Here is a 20,260-nt window from a genome sequence, read left to right on the forward strand (position 1 = left end):
GGTCCGACGGCAGCGGGACGACCGCACTTACGGCAGCTGGTCCAGGAACCAGGTGGAGAGTTCCTCGGTGACCAGGGTGTGCGTCTCGTTCTGCGAGGCGAATTTGACGGCGTGGAAGGGCGTCTCCTCCAGCTCCTCATCGCTGATCGGGGTGTAGAGATCGTCGTGGGTGGCCGGCTCCCGCAGGGCGACGGCGCTGACGGCCGGGACGAAGCAGTGCTCGCGGATCGGGTTGTCGACGCCGAAGCCCAGGGTCTCGTTCAACGCGTCGGCCAGGATGCCAAAGCCGTGAAGGGCCCCGCCGGGCGCGCCGTCGATGTCCGGCAGTCCGCTGGTGCGGATCTCACGGGTGGGGACGGTGACCACCCGCAGCTTGGCCACCAGCTGGTCGTCGCCCTCGGACTGGGTCCGCAGCTCGGTGCCGGTGACGGCCAGCCCCCTGCCGGTGACGGCTTCGGCCCCCGGAGCCACGCCGTTGCCGGCGCCGGTGTCCGGACCGTTGGCCAGGGCGATCAGCCGTGTCTGCCTCGACCTGGGCCAGTTGCCGACTTCCTCCAGCGCGCGCAGGAGCGAGAAGCGCAGCTCGCTGGTGGCGGGCTTGTCCTCCCAGCTCGCGATGTGCTGCCAGAGCAGTTCCTGGGCGGCCGGGCTGTTGATCTGGTCCGAGAAGCGGGGGTCGAGCTTCTTGGTGTAGTGCGCGAACGCCTGGAGGGCGAGGGGAATCCAGGCGCCGGTGTGCGGTGTGTCGTAGGAGTAGTAGAGCTGCGTCTGGTGCTCGATGCCGACCGTCTCCATTTTGGCGAGGGCGTAGCGAGCGACCAGACCGCCCATGCTGAAGCCGCCGACGGTCAGCGGGTGGTCGCCGACACGGCGGTCGATCGCCTCGATGACGGCGGCGATCACCGCCTCGGCGTTCTGCAGGATCGACGCGCTGCGCTCGTGGTAGCCGATGAGGACGACGTCGCGGCCCCGGCGGCGCAGTTCGCTCAGGAGCGGGTACGGGCCGTACTCCAGGTTCTCCCAGGTGAAGCCGAGGTCGCTGGGGCCGGTGCTGAAGCCGTCCGCCATCAGGACAGGGCGGGTGAGCCGGCCGTTGCCCTCGCCGTGGTAGACCCAGGCGGTGCCGTGGGGGAGGTCCCAGACGTCGTTGGGCGGGGGCGGGATGCGGTCGGTCGTGCGCGGACCGGGCGCCAGGACGATCGGGGGACCGGACCGGAAGGCTTCAGCGGCCTGCTCTTCGGTGGTGCTCAAGGCATTCCCTTCCTGAAGGTAGGGGCGGGGCCCCTCCTTACGGATCGAATGCCGGGTCGGGGGCTCTGCGGGGTCGCGTCCGTTCCCGGCAGGACAACGACAACACGGCCATCACTCTCCGCACTAGATCGATTACAGACAGTCATGATCTTTTGACGTGCAAGGGGATGGCCGCAGGTTGATCAGCAGTGGCCGCATTCCCTGCGCGAATGCGGCCACTTCCGGCCGGGGATGGCCGCAAGGGTGGGAAAAGGCCGATCGCGCAGTCGGCTGACCGCCCTTGCGCAGCCCGAGGCGGTTGGCTTGATCGCGCGCCGCTTGATCGCGCGCCGCGGAACGGGACTGTGTCGAGCTTGTCCGTTCGCATGGCCGGACTTCATCCCGCGCCATCCCGGCCCGCTTCGCGGAAAGGGTTCGGCGCTGGTTGGTCCATCGGCGATCGCCGATCGCGGACCGGATCGGCGGGCATGGGCGGCTCGACCCGGTTCCACATCGCATCAGTGATGACTAGTCGGACGGGCATGCCCGATCAACCGATGAGCGGATCAAAGGGACGCGCTCTAGAGGGCGGTAGGGGCCGCGCCCGCTTTCATTCCGCGTATCAGGTGGGCCAACGGGCCGGGGGAGATGGTGAGTTCGGTGCCGGGGCTTTCGCTCTCGCGGAGGTGGAGGGTTCCGGGAGAACTGGCGATCTCGACGCAGGTGTTGCCGTCGCCGCCGTCCGAGAAGGTGGACTTCTGCCAGCGCAGGATGTGGTTCATGGTGCGGGTCACATCTCCTTGGTCAGTTGGTGGATGAAGTCCCGCGATGCCACGGGGTCCAACGTCGCCTTCTCCACCTTACGGAAGAGTGTTCGAAGTTGAGCCAGCTGCGGTTCGGCGCTGATGAACGCGGTTCCAGTGGGGGCGTCCCGTAGGCCGGTGTCCAGCCGGGGAACCGGGCCACCCGTGTACATCATCGAGGCCCCGGCGCCGGCGAAACCGTCCTGGTCGGTCGGGATGATGCGGACGGTTACGTGACCCTGCTCGATTTCGTCGAGGATCTGCTGGAGTTGTACGCGGGACGCCTGGCGGTCGGCCACGCGGATGCGCAGGGCGAACTCGTGTATCAGCGTTTCGTACGGCGTGGGGTTGTCGCTCTCGATGACGGCGCGCCGTCTCATCCGGTGTTCCACCCGAGGAGTCAGCTTGCTCTTGGGCAGGCCGGGGACCATGTACGTGTAGACCGCGCGGGCGTAGTCGGCCGTCTGCAGGAGTCCCGGCACGTGGGTGATCACCACCTCACGGAGGAGCGTCGCGTGGTGTTCGACCTCGGCGACGTCTGCGAATACCGGAGGCAGTGCACCTCGGTACTCCTCCCACCAGCCACGCGTGCGGTCGGTCGCCATCGCGGTGAGGGCCTCGATCAACGCCTCGTCCGTGCAGGCGTAGTGGCCTGCGAGGCGTCGTACGCGCTCAGCGCTCACGCCTGCGACGCCGGACTCGATCTGGCTCATCTGGACCGCGTCGGCCCCGAGCAGCGTGGCGGCTTCCCGGGATTTCATGCCGGTCGCCTCGCGCAGTTTCCGCAGTTCAGCCCCTAGTCGCAGCCTGCGGGCCGTGAGGTGCCTCTTTGGTGGCAACCGGCGCCTCCTCGTCTCAACTGTGCGGTGGACGTACCTCGTTCGAGGGTCAGAATACGCCAGCCGCTTGCGCCTTCCTAATGTTAGGAAATACCGTCGGTGACGTCAGAGTCACGCTGCGGAAGCGCACCGCTCCGTCCTGCCATGACGGTTGCGGCCCTGCCACCGCCCTCGTTGACCACCCCGTACCCCACCCCTGGAGCTGACGCATGTCCGAAAACGGAACCGGCACCGAGAGCGAACCCTGGGAGTACTCCCTCTCCATCCCCAACGACCTCCGTGGCGTCACCATCTGCCGCCGCACCCTCCGCATGATCCTGACCATGCACGGGCTGATCCGACTCGTCGATGTCGCCGAACTCCTCGCGGCCGAGCTGGTCGCCAACGCCGTACTGCACACGAAGGAGCCCGCGACGCTCCGGGTCTGCTGGTCGGTCGGGGTTCTGCAGATCGGGGCGTGGGACGCGGACCCCGAACCGCCCGAGCCGCCGGGAGAGTTGGCGGGCCTCACGGACGCCGAGAGCGGCAGAGGTCTCGCCCTGGTCCGCGCGTGCTCCGACGCCTGGGGCTGGCAGCCGCTGTGCAGATACGGCAACCGAGGCAAGTACGTCTGGTGCGACCTGGCCGCCGTATAGCTCGTTGATCAAGTCCGACAGAAAGGAGAGCTCATGGTCGGCTCGTCACACGAGGCCCTGCACCGGATCTTCCAGAAGGACCCCGCGCTGCTGACCCGTACCCTGCAGAGCGTCTTACGCGTCCCATTCCCCGAGCCGCGCGAGTTCGCCGCGATGAACGTGGACCTCACCGAGATCGAACCGATCGAGCGGCGAGTGGACACTCTGCTGCGGGCGGAGACCGACGAGGGGGCCTACCTCCTGGTCGTCGAGTCACAGGGAAAGCCGGACGAGAGGAAACGCGGCAGCTGGCCGTACTACCTCAGCTATCTGTACGAGAAGTACCGCTGCGAGCCCGTGCTCATCGTCACCACCCAGAGCAGCGCCACAGCCCGCTGGGCGTCGCAGCCGATCCATCTCGGCGTGCGGGGATGCCCTTCGCTGACGGTACGTCCGTTCGTCCTGGGGCCGGACAACGTGCCGGTGATCACAGACGAACGGGAGGCCGCACGGGACGTACCCCTTGCGGTGCTGTCGGCGATGACACATGGCAAAGGCCCGCAGACCGCGCCCATACTGGAGTCCCTGGCAGCCGCCCTGCGGACCATCGACCCGGACAGCGCCGCGGTCTTCGTGCAATTCGTCGACTCATGCCTGGCAGACCCCCGGGCGCAGCAGATGTGGAGGGACCTGATGACGGCGATCCAGTACTTCTGGCGACACCCGCTTGCCGAGCAGGTGCGTGAAGAAGGGCGCGAAGAGGGGCGCGAGGAAGGGCGGGCGCAGGAGAGGGCGGAGAGTGTTCTGCGCACTCTTCAGTGGCGGGGCATCGTCGTGCCGGATGTCGTCCGTAAGCGTGTTCTCTCCTCCACCGACATGGACGAACTCGGCTCCTGGCTCGACCGTTCCTACCGGGTCGCCGACGCCGGAGAACTGTTCGGCGAGGGTTCCTGAAGCGTCGTACGGCCGCGCCCGCGCTGACGGTCGCGGAGTGACCTGGTCCGCGGCGCGGCCTGTGGGCAGAACGCGCGGGGCCGAGCCGGTCAGGTCGGCTCGGCCCCGCGCGTGTCGGGTCGCGACGAAGGTGTCGCTCCTCGGCGGCTACTCCTCGACGGTCAGACCCCTGCGCAGGCGCACCAGCGTCCGCGACAGCAGTCGCGACACGTGCATCTGCGAGATGCCCAGTTCCTCGCCGATCTCCGACTGGGTCAGATTGGCGACGAAGCGCAGCGACAGGATCTGCCGGTCGCGCTGCGGAAGTTCTGCGATCAGCGGCTTCAACGACTCCACGTACTCGATGCCTTCGAGCCCGTGGTCCTCGTAGCCGATCCGGTCCGCCAGCGCGCCCTCGGAGTCGTCCTCCTCGGGCTGGGCGTCCAGTGAGCTGGCCGTGTAGGCGTTGGACGCCGCCATGCCCTCGACGACCTCGTCGTTCGACAGTCCCAGACGCTCCGCCAGCTCTCCCACCGTCGGAGCGCGGTCCAGTTGCTGGGCGAGTTCGTCGCCCGCCTTGGCCAGGTCGAGGCGGAGCTCCTGCAGCCTTCGCGGTACGCGCACGGACCATGACGTGTCACGGAAGAAGCGCTTGATCTCGCCGACGATGGTCGGCATCGCGAAAGTGGGGAACTCGACGCCACGGCTGAGTTCGAAGCGGTCGATCGCCTTGATCAGGCCTATCGTGCCGACCTGGATGATGTCTTCCATCGGCTCACTGCGGGAGCGGAACCGGGAGGCGGCGAACTTGACCAGGGCGAGGTTGAGTTCGACCAGCGTGTTGCGGACGTACGAGTACTCGGAGGTGCCTTCCTCCAGCGACTCAAGCCGCCCGAAGAGAGTCTTGGAGAGCGCCCGTGCGTCCACCGGGCCCACCTCGGCAAAAGGGGGGATCTCCGGAAGCCCGGCGAGGCCGGCGTTCTCGTCGGCGGACTCTTCTTCCAGATCGTCCAGAGGGCGTGTCGACGTCGCCCTCTGGGCCTGCGATGCGTCGAGCCGGGGTGACATGATGTCCTCCATCGTTCTCGGCATATGGCTGCCGATGCCAATACGTGCACTGCGGTGTGCGGCGCCTCCAAAGCCGGCCGTGTCGAAAACTGTCTCTACTAGCCCTACCCGCTTTCGTGACCCTCTCGCAAGTGAGTTTTGCGGTGAAATGTCCGATTCTTGGCGGTTGTTCGGGTGTCAGAGTGTGCAGGGAAGGCGTAGGGTTCGAGTGCGTCAACGAACAACCACATCGGTCGGAAGAGAGAGACGGCATGGACCGCGGGACGGTCGGCAGCGCACAGTCGGGCCGGCTTCTGGTCGAGGTGCGAGAAGAGGGCACTAGTGCCGTCGTCACCCCGGCGGGTGAGCTGGATCACCATACGGCGGATCTTCTGCGCGAACCGGTCGAGGACTGCCTCGACCGCGGGTTCGTGCGTCTCGTCGTGGACTGTTCACGGTTGGAGTTCTGCGACTCCACCGGACTGAACGTCCTTCTCGGTGCTCGGCTGCGCGCCGAGGCCGCCGGCGGCGGGGTCCACCTGGCAGGAATGCTGCCGGTGGTGGCCCGGGTCTTCGAGATCACCGGGGCGGAGGCCGTCTTCACCGTGCACGACACGCTGGAAGCGGCATTGGACGACAAGAGCGGGGCAGGCGACTCCGCGGCGGACGGCTCCGCGGCGGCGGGCGGAGCCGGGGCCGCGGGGTCCGAGGGCGGTGCGGCCGACGGCCGTGCGTCCGGGGCCGACCGGCCCGCGGCCGATCGGGGTGACTAGTCGCCCCGAGGCGCTGTCCTGCGGCACAGTTGTGTCCAGGTCGCCTTCGACGTGATCAACGCGATATCGGAGTCTCGTCATCCGTACCGGACAAGTGGGTGTTCCGACGGTTCGGTCGGGCAGGAGACCTCCTGAATATGTCAACGGACGAACGGCAAGTGCGCGGCAGTCCCGGACCACTCCCGGAGCCCGAGTGTCCCGAGCTTTCCGAGTGCGCCGCACGTGCTGAATGTGCTGAGAACTGAGTCTTGAATCGTGAACTGGTGAATCGGTGAGGTGAAGCGCTGATGAGCACCACCCGGCCTTACTCGCCGGGCGACCGCGGCCCTGAATCGGGCGACGGCGGCGCTTCCGGGGCGTCTCCGGGCGGTACGCCCCCCGGGCGTCATGCCCGCCGGCTCGACTTCGACGGCGAGAGCGGAGTCGTCCCGCTCGCCCGTGATTTCGCCCGGCAGGCGCTGTACGAGTGGGGGTGGCTGCCCGCGGCCACCGCCGATCGGCGGGCCGCCGCGGAGGACGTGCTGCTGGTCGTGTCCGAACTCGTCACCAACGCCTGTCTGCACGCCGAGGGGCCGGACGAGCTCTGGATCTCCTGCGAGAACAAGGTGCTGCGGATCGAGGTCTCCGACCGCGGGGCCGGTCAGCCCGCGCCGCGGACGCCGCATCGGGCCGGGCGGCCCGGCGGGCACGGGATGTTCATCGTGCAGCGGCTGTGTCTGGACTGGGGTGTGATCCGGGCGGAGGGGGTCGCCGGGAAGACGGTCTGGGCGGAGTTGGGTGCCCCCGCGTAGCGCTCCGCTGTGGTGTGGCGTTGTCCTCTGTGAGGTGCGCTGACCGTTCGGTTCTCGGGTACGGGTCCGGTGGGGGCCGGTCGCGCAGTTCCCCGCGCCCCTGTCGGGGCGCCTCCCCCACCCACGGGCGCGGCCTCCCGCTCGCCCGTCGCTCGCCCCGTGCGCATTGGATCCTCATGGATCCGGTGCGCATTTTGTCTTCCCTCGGCAAGGGGCCGGGCGTACCTTGACGGCCGATCTGATGTTCCGTCAGGAACTGTGCCAGGAATGGTGTCAGGAACGCCTTCGGGAATGAGGGGACCGTGTCATACCGGACGTACCAGAAACGAACCGCAGTGCTCGCGTCCGCCGCGGCCCTGGCGGGCTCGGCGGTGCTGATGGCCGCCCCCGCAGCCCGGGCCGACGTGGTGGACGTCAACTACCAGTGCAAAACCCCTATCGGTGACAAGTCCGCCGTCTCGCCCATCGACATCAAGAGCGTCAAGAGCGGCAGCGGCTACCGGCTCACGATGACCTTCGAGAAAGGTGTCTCGTCCAGCCCCGTAGAGCTGGGCAAGGGCGCGATGAATCCGAGCGCGGTCATCAAGCTCGGCGGCGCCGACAGCGGGACCGTGGCGGTCAAGGGTCCCGCCAACCCCGACGCGATCCCCGCCAACACCCCCATCAAGATCACCGACTTGACCGGCACGTACACCCCGAAGGGCAGCGGCAAGGTCACCTTCACCGCGGGTGTGCTGACCATCAAGGCCCTCGGTACGACGACCACGTGCACGCCCGGCAACAGCCCGAAGCCCTCGCTGACCCTGACCGTCGCGGCGTCCGGCGGCGGCGGTTCCACGGGCGGCTCGGGCACCACCGGTTCCGCGCAGGACGCTCCGGCGGGCGGTGAGGATCTGCCGCAGACCGGCCCCGAGGACTCCGCGATCGCCCTCGGCACGCTCGGCGGCACGGTCCTGCTGGCAGGCGCGGCCGGCGTGCTGTGGCTGAGCCGGCGCCACCAGGCCCGCGGCTGAACCGCCCCGCACCAGCCCTTCTGCTTCCCCCTGGTTCGTACGGCGTGTACGGCCCGTACGAGGTCGGAGGCGGTCCGGGTGGGCCGGGGGCGCCGGACGGCCGCGTACGGAAGTCGAGTCGACGGGAGCGGTGATGTGAGCGGCACGGCTGAAGGGGTGTGTCGGTGGCGGGCGGCCGTCGTGGCGGTGGTCGGGGTGCTCGCGCTCGGGCTGTTCCCGGTGACCGGGGAGACCGCCTTCGCGGCTGAGAAACCGCAGGTGAAGCTCTCCAAGTCCCAGGCGGGGACGGGCGGTTCCCTCACGGTGAGCGGCAGCGGATGGCGGGCGAACGCCCTGCTGATGATGCTCATCTGCGGTCGGTCCTCGACCGACCGGGGCGTGATCGGCGGGACCAACTCCTGCGCCAACGCGGACGGACGGGCCGTCACCACCGACGCGAAGGGCCGGTTCAGCAAGAAACTGCCGGTCACCGAACCGCCCGTACCGTGCCCCTGCGTGGTCCATGTCGCGACGGTCACCGGCACGAAGGCGGAGGCCGACGCGCCCTTCCTGGTCGCGGGACACGAGGTCGAGCCGCTGCCCAAGGAGGACAGCGCCGGGCGGCTCTCGGTGCTCACCGACACCCGGCTCGACGGGTCGGACGGTCTGCTCACCTGGTTCGGGGCGCCGCCGGCCCGCAAACTCGTCCTCACCGTCGGCAACGTCGGTACCACCGCCGTGAAGAACCCGGTCTTCCAGGTCGGTACCTCGCACGGCGTGTTCGCCCCGCAGTGGGAGGAACACCAGTGGCGCGGCACCATCGGCCCCGGCAAGAAGGCACGGATCACCCTGCCGGTGGAACTGACCGCCGGTGCGCACGGCGACTACACGGTCTCCCTGAAGTTCGGCGGCAAGGTGCTCGCGGAGCAGCCGTGGGGCGTGGGCCGCCCCTGGGGGGTGACGCTCTTCTGGATCCTGGTCTGCGTCGTCGTACCGGCCGCGCTGTTCCGGACCGGGATGGCCGTGGTGGACCGGGTGCGGCCGAGCGGGCCCGGCGCGCGTGCCGGACGGTCCCGGAGCAGCGGGGGTGGCGGGGGTGGCAGGGGCGGACGGCGTGTGCGGCCCGGCCGTGGGGCGCACGGCGTGCGGCGCGGGGGGCTGCGGCTGCCCGACGTCACCCTGCGGATGCCGAAGCTGAATCCTTCGCCGGCCTCCAAGGGCTCCGGTGACAAGGGCTCAGGTGTCAACGGCTCCGGTGACACAGGCTCCGCGGACAAGGACTCCGGCGACCGGGAATCCGCCGGCGCCGACACAGCTACGCGTACGCGGGCCCGTACGCAGTCCGCTCTGCCCTGGTTCACCCCGGACACCGATCCCGGGGCCGCCTCCGAGGCCGATCCGCTCTCCGCACCGCACGAGAACACTCCGACGACCCCCACCAGGAAGGGAAACACGTGAGCACGCAACGGAGAGTCCGGCCCGGGCCGAGGAAGCCCGGAGGCGGCCGGAGAGCGAGTGCGGCCGGAGTCGCGATGATGCTCGGCGGTGCGGGAGTCCTGCTGGGTGTGGCGGCGGCGCCCGCCCAGGCCGCCGAGGTGTCCTACGCGACCGACTGCGTACCCCCTCCGGTCTCCGGGCTGCCGACGGTCAAGGGCACCACCGAGGTGGAGGTCAGCGCACCCGCCACGGCGAAGGTCGGTGACGAGGTCGAGGTGGTGTGGAAGTTCACGCAGGCCGCGTCCAGGAACCCCGACCTCATCGACCTGCCCGCCGACTCGGTGCAGCCGTCCGGCACTCTCAAGGCGGCCGGTGCGCAGACCGCGTCCGTCGCGATGCAGGGGCCGCGGGAGAACCCGGCGATACCCAAGGGCGGGGCGATGGTCCTGTCCGACATGAAGGGCAAGCTGAAACTGACGACGGTCGGCGAGGTGACGCTGACGCCGGACGCGTACGCCATCAACGTCATGTCCACGGACACCAAGTGCGCGCCGACGGAGACGGTGAAGCCCGCCGCGACGATCGACGTCAAGGCGGGGGAGGGCGATCCGCCTCCCGAGTCGCCCGATCCGACCAGCCCGACACCCACGCCGCCAGGGGGCACGACCGGTGGTACGGCCGGGGGCGGGACCGGGGGCGGTGACACGGGCGGCAGCACTGGCGGCGGTGGGGAACAGACCGACTTCACCGGCAAGGCGGTCGACATCGCCTACGCGTGCAAGACGCCGATCGGGGACAAGAACGCGACCTCGCCGGTGCAGATCAACGCCAAGAAGAACGGCGGGAGTTACGACCTCACCGTCCAGTTCAAGGGGTCCGTGATGGACAGCCCCGCCGACATCCCGGCCGACTCGGTCAAGCCGTCGATGGAGGTCGTGCTGGGCGGCGCCGACAAGGGCACGGTCGCGGTCGAGGGGCCGACGAACGCCGAGCCCATCAAGTCCGGGGACCCCATGGTGATCTCCGACATGACCGGCACGTACAAGCCGGGCGCGGACGGGGAGTCGACGTTGTCGCCGGGCGTGCTGACGGTGCAGGCGCTCGGGACGACGACCACGTGTACGCCGACGAAGTCCGCGGTGTCCTTGACGCTGGACACGGCTGCCCAGCCGGGGGGTGCGGCCGGGGGGAGTGGCTCCGCCGGTGGTAGCGCCTCCGGGGCCGGGGGGAGCGGCTCCGCGGGGAGTGGCTCTGCCGGGGGTGGGCTCGCGGACACCGGTGGTGATGGCGGTGGGACGTTGCGGGCGCTCGGGCTTGTCGCCGGGACGGCGGTGCTGCTGGGTGGGGCCGTGTTCACCTTTGTGCCCCGTGGGCGGCGGGGGTGAGCCGCGTGGGTCGTCTGCGGGTCCGCTGTGGCCGGTCGCGCAGTTCCCCGCGCCCCTAAAGGATTTGCGCCGTTCCCCGCGCCCCTAAATACCCAGGGGCGCGGGGGAGCGGCTAGTTGACGGTGCCCATCAAGGACTTGACCTTGTTGCGGTACATGAAGATCGCCGCGCCCGCGACCACCGCGAGGGCGGCCTCCAGGGCCACGATGCCCATGCCGTTCAGGTCGACGCCCGCGATGGAGAGCAGGGCGGTCGTGGCGTCACCGGCGGTGACGGCCAGGAACCAGACGCCCATCATCTGCGAGGCGTACTTCGCGGGGGCCATCTTCGTGGTGACGGAGAGGCCGACCGGGGAGACGGCCAGTTCGCCGACGGTCTGTACGAAGTAGATGGCGACCAGCCACATCGCGGCGGCCTTGTGACCGCCCTCGGCGATCGACAGCGGGGCCAGGAAGAGGAAGAACGAGGCACCGACCAGGACCAGACCCGACGCGAACTTCACGATCGTGCTCGGCTCCCGGCCGGCCCGGTTCAGCGCCAGCCACGCCCAGGCGAAGACCGGGGCGAGCGCCATGATCATGACCGGGTTGACCGACTGGTACCAGGAGACCGGGAACGTCCAGCCGAAGACGCTGTTCTCGGCCGACGACTCGGCGAAGATCGACAGCGTGGAGCCGCCCTGGTCGTAGATCATCCAGAAGACGGCCGCGGCGACGAAGAACCAGATGTACGCCGACATCCTCGACTGCTCGACCCGGTCCAGCGACTTGTCGCGCTTGATCCTGGCGATCACCCAGACGGGGATGATCAGGCCGATGAGCGCGAGCGGGACCATGATCCAGTTCAGCGTGTAGTGGCCGGAGAAGCCGACGACGGCGTAGAAGACCGCGGCGACGGCCAGCCACAGCAGACCCTTGCGCAGGGTCGAGGCCTTCTCCTCGGCGGACATCGGCGTCGGGACGACGTCGGAACGCGCGTCGAGGTGGCGGCGGCCCATCAGGAACTGCGCCAGGCCCAGCGCCATGCCGAGCGCGGCGAGCGCGAAGCCCAGGTGCCAGTTCACCTTCTCGCCGATGGTGCCGATCACCAGTGGGGCGGCGAAGGCGCCCAGGTTGATGCCGATGTAGAAGACGGTGAAACCGCCGTCGCGGCGCGGGTCGTCCGGGCCCTTGTAGAGGTGGCCGACCATCGTCGAGATGTTGGCCTTCAGCAGACCTGAGCCGATCGCGACCAGGCCGAGGCCCGCGAAGAAGGTGCCGGACGAGGGCAGCGCCAGCGTCAGGTGGCCCAGCATGATGACCAGTCCCGCGACGGCGACGGTCTTGCGGGGGCCGAGCACCCGGTCCGCGAACCAGCCGCCGGGGAGGGCGAGCAGGTACACGAGCGACAGGTAGACCGAGTAGATCGCGGTCGCGGTGCTCGCGCTCAGGTGCAGGCCGCCGGGGGCGACCAGGTAGAGCGGGAGAAGTGCCCTCATGCCGTAGTAGGAGAACCTCTCCCACATCTCGGTCATGAAGAGTGTGGCCAGTCCGCGGGGGTGGCCGAAGAAGGTCTTCTCGTATCCGGAACCGGGGGTGCCCGGAGAGGCCGAGTCCTTCGTCAGGCTGGACGCCATGGTCGTTCCTTGCTGGTCGGGACGCGCCGCCGAGGCGGACACCGCCGGAGCGGAGGCCGCTGTGAGCGGAATGGGGTTGCGCGCCCGGTGGGGGAGGCGGCCGGCACCGGCGGGTCGGCCGTCCCGCCCCACGCCCACGGGGAGTCCGCTCCGTCCTCGGTCGGCGAGGTCGGAGCGGTGGACGACGACCACCGGGATCCACGCCCGTCGCGCGTTCTCGCGCGCCGGGCCCGGCCACAGGTCATTCCTTTCAAGGCTGGTAGACACCAGCCCGCACACAAAAGAGACCTTCAGCGTGAAGCTTCCGCCAAAGGTCCCTGTGTGGTGCTACAGGCGTCTGGTCACCATAAGGCCCTACGCCACATCAATGCCGCATATGGCATGACTTGAGAGATGGATCACAGGTGTGGATGGAACCATGCGCCTGAATCGAAGGCCGTTCACAGATTTACATCCTGAACCCCAGGGTCGCCTGGTCCGGAGGGGTCCGGAGCAACACAGATGTCGATCACCCTCACTGCGCCGCTCCGTAGCGGACTACCATCAGTTCATGACCCGAGTACTGCTCGCCGAGGACGACGCGTCCATCTCGGAACCCCTGGCTCGCGCCCTGCGCCGCGAGGGGTACGAGGTTGAGGTACGCGAGGACGGACCCACCGCGCTCGACGCGGGCATCCAGGGCGGTATCGATCTGGTCGTGCTCGACCTCGGGCTGCCCGGTATGGACGGACTGGAAGTGGCCAGGCGGCTGCGCGCCGAGGGGATGACCGTGCCGGTCCTCATCCTGACCGCGCGCGCCGACGAGGTGGACACCGTCGTGGGCCTGGACGCGGGCGCCGACGACTACGTGACCAAGCCCTTCCGGCTCGCCGAACTGCTGGCCCGGGTACGGGCCCTGCTGCGGCGCGGCGCGGCCGAACCCCAGCAGCCGCCCGCCACGCACGGGGTGCGCATCGACGTCGAGTCGCACCGGGCGTGGATGGGCGACGAGGAGCTGCAGCTGACGGCCAAGGAGTTCGACCTGCTCCGGGTGCTCGTCAGGGACGCCGGCCGGGTCGTCACGCGCGACCAGCTGATGCGCGAGGTCTGGGACACCACGTGGTGGTCGTCCACCAAGACGCTCGACATGCACATTTCCTGGCTGCGGAAGAAGCTGGGGGACGACGCGGCGAATCCGCGGTACATCGCGACGGTACGGGGAGTGGGCTTCCGCTTCGAGAAGAGTTAGCCGGTCCGCTCCGCTGAGGTTTTGCCGGGGCGCCTTTCGCCGGGGTGCCTCGTTCGGGAGGCGGGGCGGCTGCGGGCCGGTGGGGGCTTGTCGCGCAGTTCCCCGCGCCCCTGGAGGGGCGTCCCCAGGCGCCCGGGGCCACACTGGTTCGTCTAGTCGTCTGCCCGGAGGGACCTGTGCGTCGCCGTCTCATCAACTCCACGCTGGCCGTCGTGCTGGTGGTGATCGCCGTGTTCGGGGTCTCGCTCGTCATCGTCGAGACCCGCACGATCAGCAACAGCGCCCAGGAACGGGTGGACTCCGAGGCGGTACGGCTGGTCAGCATCGTCGACAGCCGCATCCTCGGCGACGAGCAGGTCAACGCCCGGGTCCTCAAGGACCAGGTCACGGGCGACCGGTACGCGCGCATCGAGATCCCGGGCCGCGACACCATCCACATCGGCACGGCGCCCACCGGTGACGTCATCACCTCCACCCGCAAGGGTGAGGAGGGCGAGACCGTCACGGTGGAGGAGGCGCGCTCGGCGGTCACCCGTGAGGTCGGCCGGACGCTGCTGATCATCGCCGCGGTGGCCCTGCTCGCGGTGATCGCCGCCGTCCTCCTCGCGGTGCGCCAGGCCAACCGGCTCACCTCCCCGCTGACCGACCTCGCGGAGACCGCGGAACGGCTCGGATCGGGGGACCCGCGCCCGCGCCACAAGCGGTACGGGGTGCCGGAGCTGGACCGGGTCGCCGATGTGCTGGACGGCTCGGCCGAGCGCATCGCCCGCATGCTGACGGCCGAGCGGCGCCTCGCGGCCGACGCCTCCCACCAGCTGCGTACGCCGCTGACAGCGCTGTCCATGCGGCTGGAGGAGATCACCCTCACCGACGACCCGAGCACGGTCAAGGAGGAGGCGACCATCGCGCTGGCGCAGGTCGAGCGCCTCACCGACGTGGTGGAGCGGCTGCTGACGAACGCCCGCGACCCGCGTACCGGCTCCGCCGTCACGTTCGACCTCGACGAGGTCATCAAGCAGCAGCTCGCCGAGTGGCGCCCGGCCTACCGCAACGCGGGCCGCGCGATCGTCAGCTCGGGCAAGCACCATCTGCAGGCCGTCGGGACGCCGGGGGCCGTGGCCCAGGTCCTGGCCGCGCTGATCGAGAACTCGCTGATGCACGGCGGTGGCACGGTCGCGCTGCGTACGCGGGTCACCGGCAACCAGGCCGTGATCGAGGTCACCGACGAGGGGGCGGGGGTGCCGGCCGACCTGGGTGCGCGGATCTTCGAGCGGGCCATCAGCGGGCGCAACTCCACCGGGATCGGGCTCGCTGTGGCGCGTGACCTCGCGGAGGCGGACGGGGGGCGGCTGGAGATGCTGCAGGCTCAGCCGCCCGTGTTCGGGTTGTTCCTGTCGCGTACGCCGTTGAAGCGGCGGGAAGGTGACGAACCCACCGTGCGCTAGTGCGTGGCGCGCCGCTGGGGTGGCGTTGGGAATGTCTGCGGCGCCGTCGGGGCTGGTCGCGCCGTTCCCCGCGCCCCTAGAGGCTCAAAGCCAAGGATTGCGCCGTTCCCCGCGCCCCTGAAAGGCCCCGTGCCGCTCGTGGGGGTCAGCGGACTTGTTGGACCTGGCGGGTGTTCTGGGGTGGGAGGTCCTCGTCCAGGTAGGGGGACCGGTTCTCCAGGAACGATTCCGCGTCGGTCACCGGGTCGTGGGCCGGGGCGACCCGGAAGACCCACGTGCGGTAGGACCAGAAGCGGAAGAGGGTCGCGATGCCGATGCCGACGAACTTGAAGACGTTGCTGGCCAGCGGGCTGTCGAAGCCCAGTCCGTACGTCGCGGCGAAGAGGAAACCGTTCTCGATCACCAGGCCGATCGCGCTGAACAGCATGAACAGCGTCAGTTCCTTGGTACGGCCACTCTTGTCGCGATCGCGGTACGTGAAGTAGCGGAAACCGATGTAGTTCGAGACGATGGCGACGACCGTGGCGATCACACTGGCCCGGACCACCTGGAGATCGGTGGTACTGCGCACCAGGTTGAAGGTGATCAGGTTGACGAGGAGACCCGCTCCGCCGACCGCGCCGAACTTGGCGATCTCCCTGGTCAGGCGCTCGATCCGAAGGCGAACAGCGCTGGCCTGCCTGGCATGAGCCCCGCGTTTACCAGCTGTGCCCATGGTGTCGCCCAGCCCCCGTCTCGTCGGATACGTCATTTTCGTCAACCTTCGTCGACTCAGCCATGCTAACCAGCGGTTCCCCGCGCTGCCCGGCCCGGACTCGAAGATGTGGCCGGGATGTGATGAACCCGCACAATGTCCGATGATCGTGCGGGCGACAGGAGTGGCTCGAAACGGCCGATACCCTGGGGGTGTGACGTTCCCGGTAGTCGGCATGGTCGGCGGCGGTCAGCTCGCTCGTATGACGCACGAGGCTGGCATCCCGCTCGGCATCAGGTTCAAGCTCCTCAGTGACACCCCCCAGGACTCTGCGGCGCAGGTGGTCAGCGAGGTCGTCGTCGGCGACTCTCGCGACCTCGGCACGTTGCGGGCCTTCGCGCGGGGCTGCGACGTGATCACTTTCGATCACGAACACGTACCCACCGAGCATCTGCGGGCACTGGAGGCGGACGGCATCCCCGTGCGCCCCGGCCCCGACGCGCTCGTGCACGCCCAGGACAAGGGCGTGATGCGCGCGAAGCTCGTCGGGATCGGGGTGCCGTGCCCACGGCACCGGATCGTGAGCGATCCCGCCGACGTGGTGGCCTTCGCGGCGGAGGGGCTCCCCGAAGGGGCCGAGGGGGACGGTTTCCCCGTCGTCCTCAAGACCGTCCGCGGCGGCTACGACGGCAAGGGCGTGTGGATCGTCCGGTCCGCGGCCGACGCCGAGGACCCCTTCCGGGCCGGCGTCCCGGTCCTCGCGGAGGAGAAGGTCGACTTCGTACGCGAGCTGGCCGCCAACGTCGTACGGTCGCCGCACGGCCAGGCCGTGGCGTACCCGGTGGTCGAGTCCCAGCAGGTCGACGGGGTCTGCGACACGGTGATCGCGCCCGCGCCCGGCATCTCCGAGGAACTGGCGCTCCGGGCGGAGGAACTGGCCCTGCGCATCGCGAAGGAACTCGGCGTCGTCGGCCACCTCGCCGTCGAACTGTTCGAGACCCGTGGACCCGACGGGAAGAACGACATCCTCGTCAACGAACTGGCCATGCGCCCGCACAACTCCGGCCACTGGACCCAGGACGGCGCGATCACCTCCCAGTTCGCCAACCACGTCCGCGCGGTCCTGGACCTGCCCCTGGGCGACCCGCGCCCGCGCGCGAAGTGGACGGTCATGGTGAACGTCCTGGGGGGCGACTACCCCGACATGTACTCCGCGTACCTGCACTGCATGGCACGCGACCCCCAGCTCAAGATCCACATGTACGGAAAGGACGTGAAGCCCGGCCGCAAGGTGGGCCACGTCAACACCTACGGCGACGACCTCGACGACGTGCTGGAGCGCGCCCGTCACGCAGCCGGCTACCTCAGAGGAACGATCACCGAATGAGCCCTGTCGTAGGCATTGTCATGGGGTCCGACTCCGACTGGCCCGTCATGGAGGCCGCCGCGAAGGCCCTCGACGAGTTCGAGATCGCGTACGAGGTCGACGTGGTCTCCGCCCACCGGATGCCGCGCGAGATGATCACGTACGGCGAGGAGGCCGCCGGGCGTGGCCTGAAGGCGATCATCGCGGGCGCGGGCGGCGCGGCCCATCTGCCCGGCATGCTCGCCTCGGTCAGCCCGCTGCCCGTGATCGGCGTACCGGTCCCGCTGAAGTACCTCGACGGCATGGACTCGCTGCTGTCGATCGTCCAGATGCCGGCCGGTGTCCCGGTCGCCACGGTCTCGGTGGGCGGCGCGCGCAACGCGGGCCTGCTCGCCGCCCGCATCCTGGCCACGCACGACGAGGAACTCCTCGCCAGGATGCGTGACTTCCAGCAGGAGCTGAACGACCAGGCCACGGAGAAGGGCAAACGGCTGCGCTCCAAGGTGGAGAGCGGCGCGGGTACGGGCAGCGGCTTCGGCTTCGGGAAGTGACGGACGTGACCACCATGAGTTCTCTGGAAGAAGCCCGCGCGTTCCTCGCCGACTTTCCCGTGGTCGACGGGCACAACGACCTTCCCTGGGCGCTGCGCGAGCAGGTCCGCTACGACCTCGGTGCCCGCGACATCGCCGCCGACCAGAGCGCCCACCTGCACACCGACCTGGCGCGGCTGCGCGCGGGCGGCGTCGGCGCGCAGTACTGGTCGGTGTACGTGCGCTCGGACCTGCCCGGCGCGGTCACGGCGACCCTCGAACAGATCGACTGCGTACGGCAGCTGATCGAGCGCCACCCGGCGGACCTGCGGAGTGCCCTGACCGCCGCCGACATGGAGGCGGCGCGCGCCGAGGGCCGGATCGCCTCGCTGATGGGCGCCGAGGGCGGCCACTCGATCGACAACTCCCTCGCCACGCTGCGCGGCCTGTTCGAGCTGGGGGTCCGCTACATGACCCTCACCCACAACGACAACATCGCGTGGGCGGACTCGGCGACCGACGAGCCGGTGGTCGACGGCCTGTCGCCGTTCGGCCACGAGGTCGTACGCGAGATGAACCGCCTGGGCATGCTGGTGGACCTCTCCCACGTGGCCGCCACGACCATGCGGGACGCGCTGGACACGTCCACCGCGCCGGTGATCTTCTCGCACTCGTCCTCGCGCGCGATCTGCGACCACCCGCGCAACATCCCGGACGACGTGCTGGAGCGGCTGCCCGCCAACGGCGGTGTGGCGATGGTGACGTTCGTGCCGAAGTTCGTCCTCCAGGCCGCCGTCGACTGGACGGTCGCCGCCGACGAGAACATGCGCGAGCACGGCTTCCACCACCTCGACACGACGGCCGACGGGATGAAGGTCCACCACGCCTTCGAGGAGTCCCGCCCCCGGCCCGTCGCGACCGTTTCGACGGTCGCCGACCACCTCGACCACATGCGCGAGGTGGCGGGCGTCGATCACCTCGGCATCGGCGGCGACTACGACGGCACGCCCTTCACCCCCGAGGGCCTCGGCGACGTCTCCGGTTACCCGAACCTCATCGCGGAGCTGCTGGACCGCGGCTGGTCGAAGACCGACCTCGCCAAGCTGACCTGGCAGAACTCGGTACGGGTCCTGGCCGCGGCGGAGGACGTGGCCCGCGACGAACAGTCCCGCAGGGGCCCGTCGAACGCGACCCTGGAGCAGCTGGACGGTTAGTCGTCCTTCGCGACCGTCTCAGCCGTCGAGCGTGGCGGGGTGCCCCAGGAGCATGGCCGGGGCGCCCTGCACGCGCGTCAGGAACACGGTCGCGGAGTGCGGCCCCTGCGGCTTCACCTTGCGCCGCAACTCCTCCGGCTCGACCGCCGACCCGCGCTTCTTCACGGTCAGGATGCCCACCTCGCGCTGCCGCAACAGCGCCTTGAGCTTCTTGACGCCGAAGGGGAGCTGGTCGGTGATCTCGTAGGCGGTGGCGTACGGCGTGGCCGTCGCGGAGTCCGCGGTGACGTAGGCGATGGTCTCGTCGACCAGCCCTCCGCCGTCCAGGCCGGCGGCCACCTCGGCGACCAGATGCGCGCGGATGACGGCGCCGTCGGGCTCGTACAGGAAACGTCCCACGGGCCGCACCGCGGGATCGGGCAGTCCGCGGCCGAGGAGGGTGCGCGTGCCGGGCAGCAGGGTCGCGCGGACCGAGCCCGCCTCCCCGGTGCCGAACCACAGCACGGCCTCCTTCACGTCCCCGGCGTCCGAGATCCACTCCGCTCCGGCCTCGGCGGGGACGGCTTCGTGCGGAATGCCGGGGGCGACCTTCAGCGCGGCGACAGGCGCCGCGCGGGCTGCCCGGATCGCCCACGACAGCGGCGGTGAGTAGGCCTCGGGGTCGAAGATCCGGCCGCGCCCGCCCCGGCGCCCCGGATCCACGAACACGGCGTCGTACCCGGCGGTGTCGACGTCGGTGACATCGGCCTCGCGCACCTCGATCAGCTCCGCCAGCCCGAGCGCCTCGGCGTTCGCGCGGGCCACGGCGGCGGTCAGCGGGTCCCGGTCGACCGCGAGGACCCGGATCCCGGCGCGGGCGAGCGCGATCGCGTCACCGCCGATGCCGCAGCACAGGTCGGCCACGGACCGCACCCCGAGTTCCCCGAAGCGCGCGGCACGGTACGCGGCGACGCTCGCCCGGGTCGACTGCTCGACCCCGTTCGGCGTGAAGAACATCTCCGCCGCGTCCGCCGCACCGAACTTCGCGACGGCCCGCTGCCGCAGCCGCGCCTGCCCTAGCGCGGCCGACACGAGCCCGACGGAATGCCCGCGTCGCAGCCGTGTCGCCACGGCCAGCTCCTGGGCCGGTTCGGTACCGCGTACCTCGTCGAGAAGGGCACGCCCCTCGGATGTGCGCAGAGCGGCGAAGGAGGCGAGCGGGGAGTCCGGCGGATCGAGGTCGTTCACCGCCCCATTGTGGGCCAGTCGGTGGACGGCACGCGCGCGACGGCGGTGTCGGGCCGGGGAAGGGCTCTTGACCTGGGAGTATCCGGCCCCATGCGAC

At 69.8% G+C, this 20,260-nt stretch carries 18 protein-coding genes and 1 pseudogene; 12 read left to right on the forward strand and 7 right to left on the reverse strand.

Annotated features, from left to right (window positions below; genetic code table 11):
* Positions 1–27: 27 nt before the first annotated feature.
* The 3 genes from ACH4DZ_RS09395 to ACH4DZ_RS09405 form a co-directional block, all read right to left on the reverse strand.
* On the reverse strand, positions 28–1,251 hold the full coding sequence (locus tag ACH4DZ_RS09395; protein WP_398286395.1) for an esterase/lipase family protein: 1,224 nt from the start codon (positions 1,249–1,251) through the stop codon (positions 28–30).
* A gap of 560 nt (positions 1,252–1,811) precedes the next feature.
* Entirely contained in the window at positions 1,812–2,024 is a 213-nt protein-coding gene (locus ACH4DZ_RS09400) for a DUF397 domain-containing protein (RefSeq protein WP_398286397.1), read from the reverse strand.
* On the reverse strand, positions 2,021–2,872 hold the full coding sequence (locus tag ACH4DZ_RS09405) for a helix-turn-helix domain-containing protein (RefSeq protein WP_398286399.1): 852 nt from the start codon (positions 2,870–2,872) through the stop codon (positions 2,021–2,023). Before ACH4DZ_RS09405 ends, ACH4DZ_RS09400 begins: the two co-directional genes overlap by 4 nt.
* Positions 2,873–3,081: 209 nt before the next feature.
* Here ACH4DZ_RS09405 and ACH4DZ_RS09410 point away from each other — a divergent pair, with 209 nt between their 5' ends.
* The gene (locus tag ACH4DZ_RS09410; RefSeq protein WP_398286400.1) at positions 3,082–3,507 is read left to right on the forward strand and encodes an ATP-binding protein; all 426 of its coding nucleotides are present in this window, start codon (positions 3,082–3,084) and stop codon (positions 3,505–3,507) included.
* Between the two features lie 33 nt (positions 3,508–3,540).
* Positions 3,541–4,440, forward strand: a complete 900-nt coding sequence (locus ACH4DZ_RS09415; protein WP_398286401.1) for a hypothetical protein — start codon at positions 3,541–3,543, stop codon at positions 4,438–4,440.
* 147 nt (positions 4,441–4,587) lie between these two features.
* Here ACH4DZ_RS09415 and ACH4DZ_RS09420 read toward each other — a convergent pair whose 3' ends face one another.
* The gene (locus ACH4DZ_RS09420) at positions 4,588–5,499 is read right to left on the reverse strand and encodes an RNA polymerase sigma factor SigF (protein WP_398286402.1); all 912 of its coding nucleotides are present in this window, start codon (positions 5,497–5,499) and stop codon (positions 4,588–4,590) included.
* A gap of 239 nt (positions 5,500–5,738) precedes the next feature.
* On the opposite strand from ACH4DZ_RS09420, the pseudogene ACH4DZ_RS09425 reads away from it, so the two are divergent.
* From ACH4DZ_RS09425 to ACH4DZ_RS09445, 5 genes and pseudogenes are all read left to right on the forward strand, one after another.
* Positions 5,739–6,110, forward strand: a pseudogene (locus tag ACH4DZ_RS09425) (STAS domain-containing protein); the annotation flags it as partial.
* 416 nt (positions 6,111–6,526) lie between these two features.
* Positions 6,527–7,030, forward strand: a complete 504-nt coding sequence (locus tag ACH4DZ_RS09430) for an ATP-binding protein (protein ID WP_398286403.1) — start codon at positions 6,527–6,529, stop codon at positions 7,028–7,030.
* Positions 7,031–7,332: 302 nt separating this feature from the next.
* On the forward strand, positions 7,333–8,043 hold the full coding sequence (locus ACH4DZ_RS09435) for an LPXTG cell wall anchor domain-containing protein (protein WP_398286404.1): 711 nt from the start codon (positions 7,333–7,335) through the stop codon (positions 8,041–8,043).
* Between the two features lie 135 nt (positions 8,044–8,178).
* Positions 8,179–9,480, forward strand: coding sequence for a hypothetical protein (locus tag ACH4DZ_RS09440; RefSeq protein ID WP_398286405.1), 1,302 nt, complete (start codon positions 8,179–8,181; stop codon positions 9,478–9,480).
* Positions 9,481–9,557: 77 nt separating this feature from the next.
* A complete protein-coding gene (locus ACH4DZ_RS09445) occupies positions 9,558–10,844 on the forward strand; it encodes a hypothetical protein (RefSeq protein WP_398287054.1) in 1,287 nt (428 codons plus the stop codon).
* 112 nt (positions 10,845–10,956) lie between these two features.
* Here ACH4DZ_RS09445 and ACH4DZ_RS09450 read toward each other — a convergent pair whose 3' ends face one another.
* Positions 10,957–12,459 carry an oligopeptide:H+ symporter gene (locus ACH4DZ_RS09450; RefSeq protein ID WP_398286406.1) on the reverse strand — a complete coding sequence of 501 codons (1,503 nt, stop codon included), beginning with the start codon at positions 12,457–12,459 and terminating at the stop codon, positions 10,957–10,959.
* Between the two features lie 550 nt (positions 12,460–13,009).
* Here ACH4DZ_RS09450 and ACH4DZ_RS09455 point away from each other — a divergent pair.
* Together ACH4DZ_RS09455 and ACH4DZ_RS09460 are read left to right on the forward strand one after the other, a co-directional pair.
* Positions 13,010–13,687, forward strand: coding sequence for a response regulator transcription factor (locus ACH4DZ_RS09455; protein ID WP_107015675.1), 678 nt, complete (start codon positions 13,010–13,012; stop codon positions 13,685–13,687).
* Between the two features lie 176 nt (positions 13,688–13,863).
* A complete protein-coding gene (locus ACH4DZ_RS09460) occupies positions 13,864–15,132 on the forward strand; it encodes an ATP-binding protein (RefSeq protein WP_398286407.1) in 1,269 nt (422 codons plus the stop codon).
* Between the two features lie 145 nt (positions 15,133–15,277).
* Here the strand turns inward: ACH4DZ_RS09460 and ACH4DZ_RS09465 are convergent, their stop codons facing one another.
* Entirely contained in the window at positions 15,278–15,847 is a 570-nt protein-coding gene (locus ACH4DZ_RS09465) for a GtrA family protein (RefSeq protein ID WP_398287055.1), read from the reverse strand.
* Positions 15,848–16,040: 193 nt separating this feature from the next.
* Here ACH4DZ_RS09465 and ACH4DZ_RS09470 point away from each other — a divergent pair, with 193 nt between their 5' ends.
* From ACH4DZ_RS09470 to ACH4DZ_RS09480, 3 genes are read left to right on the forward strand one after another with little or no spacing between them, the layout of a single operon-like run.
* Complete coding sequence (locus ACH4DZ_RS09470) at positions 16,041–17,213, forward strand: 5-(carboxyamino)imidazole ribonucleotide synthase (RefSeq protein ID WP_398286408.1); 1,173 nt, start codon at positions 16,041–16,043, stop codon at positions 17,211–17,213.
* Positions 17,210–17,743, forward strand: a complete 534-nt coding sequence (gene purE / locus ACH4DZ_RS09475; protein WP_107015678.1) for a 5-(carboxyamino)imidazole ribonucleotide mutase — start codon at positions 17,210–17,212, stop codon at positions 17,741–17,743. The genes ACH4DZ_RS09470 and purE overlap by 4 nt, the downstream gene beginning before the upstream one ends.
* A 14-nt stretch (positions 17,744–17,757) precedes the next feature.
* Positions 17,758–18,936: a dipeptidase gene (locus ACH4DZ_RS09480; protein WP_398286409.1), complete on the forward strand. Its 1,179-nt coding sequence runs from the start codon at positions 17,758–17,760 to the stop codon at positions 18,934–18,936.
* An 18-nt stretch (positions 18,937–18,954) separates the two neighbouring features.
* On the opposite strand, the gene ACH4DZ_RS09485 is transcribed toward ACH4DZ_RS09480, so the two are convergent.
* Entirely contained in the window at positions 18,955–20,163 is a 1,209-nt protein-coding gene (locus ACH4DZ_RS09485) for a methyltransferase domain-containing protein (protein WP_398286410.1), read from the reverse strand.
* Positions 20,164–20,260: the final 97 nt, after the last annotated feature.

The organism is Streptomyces sp. NPDC017991 (assembly GCF_044328075.1).
Taxonomy (GTDB): domain Bacteria; phylum Actinomycetota; class Actinomycetes; order Streptomycetales; family Streptomycetaceae; genus Streptomyces.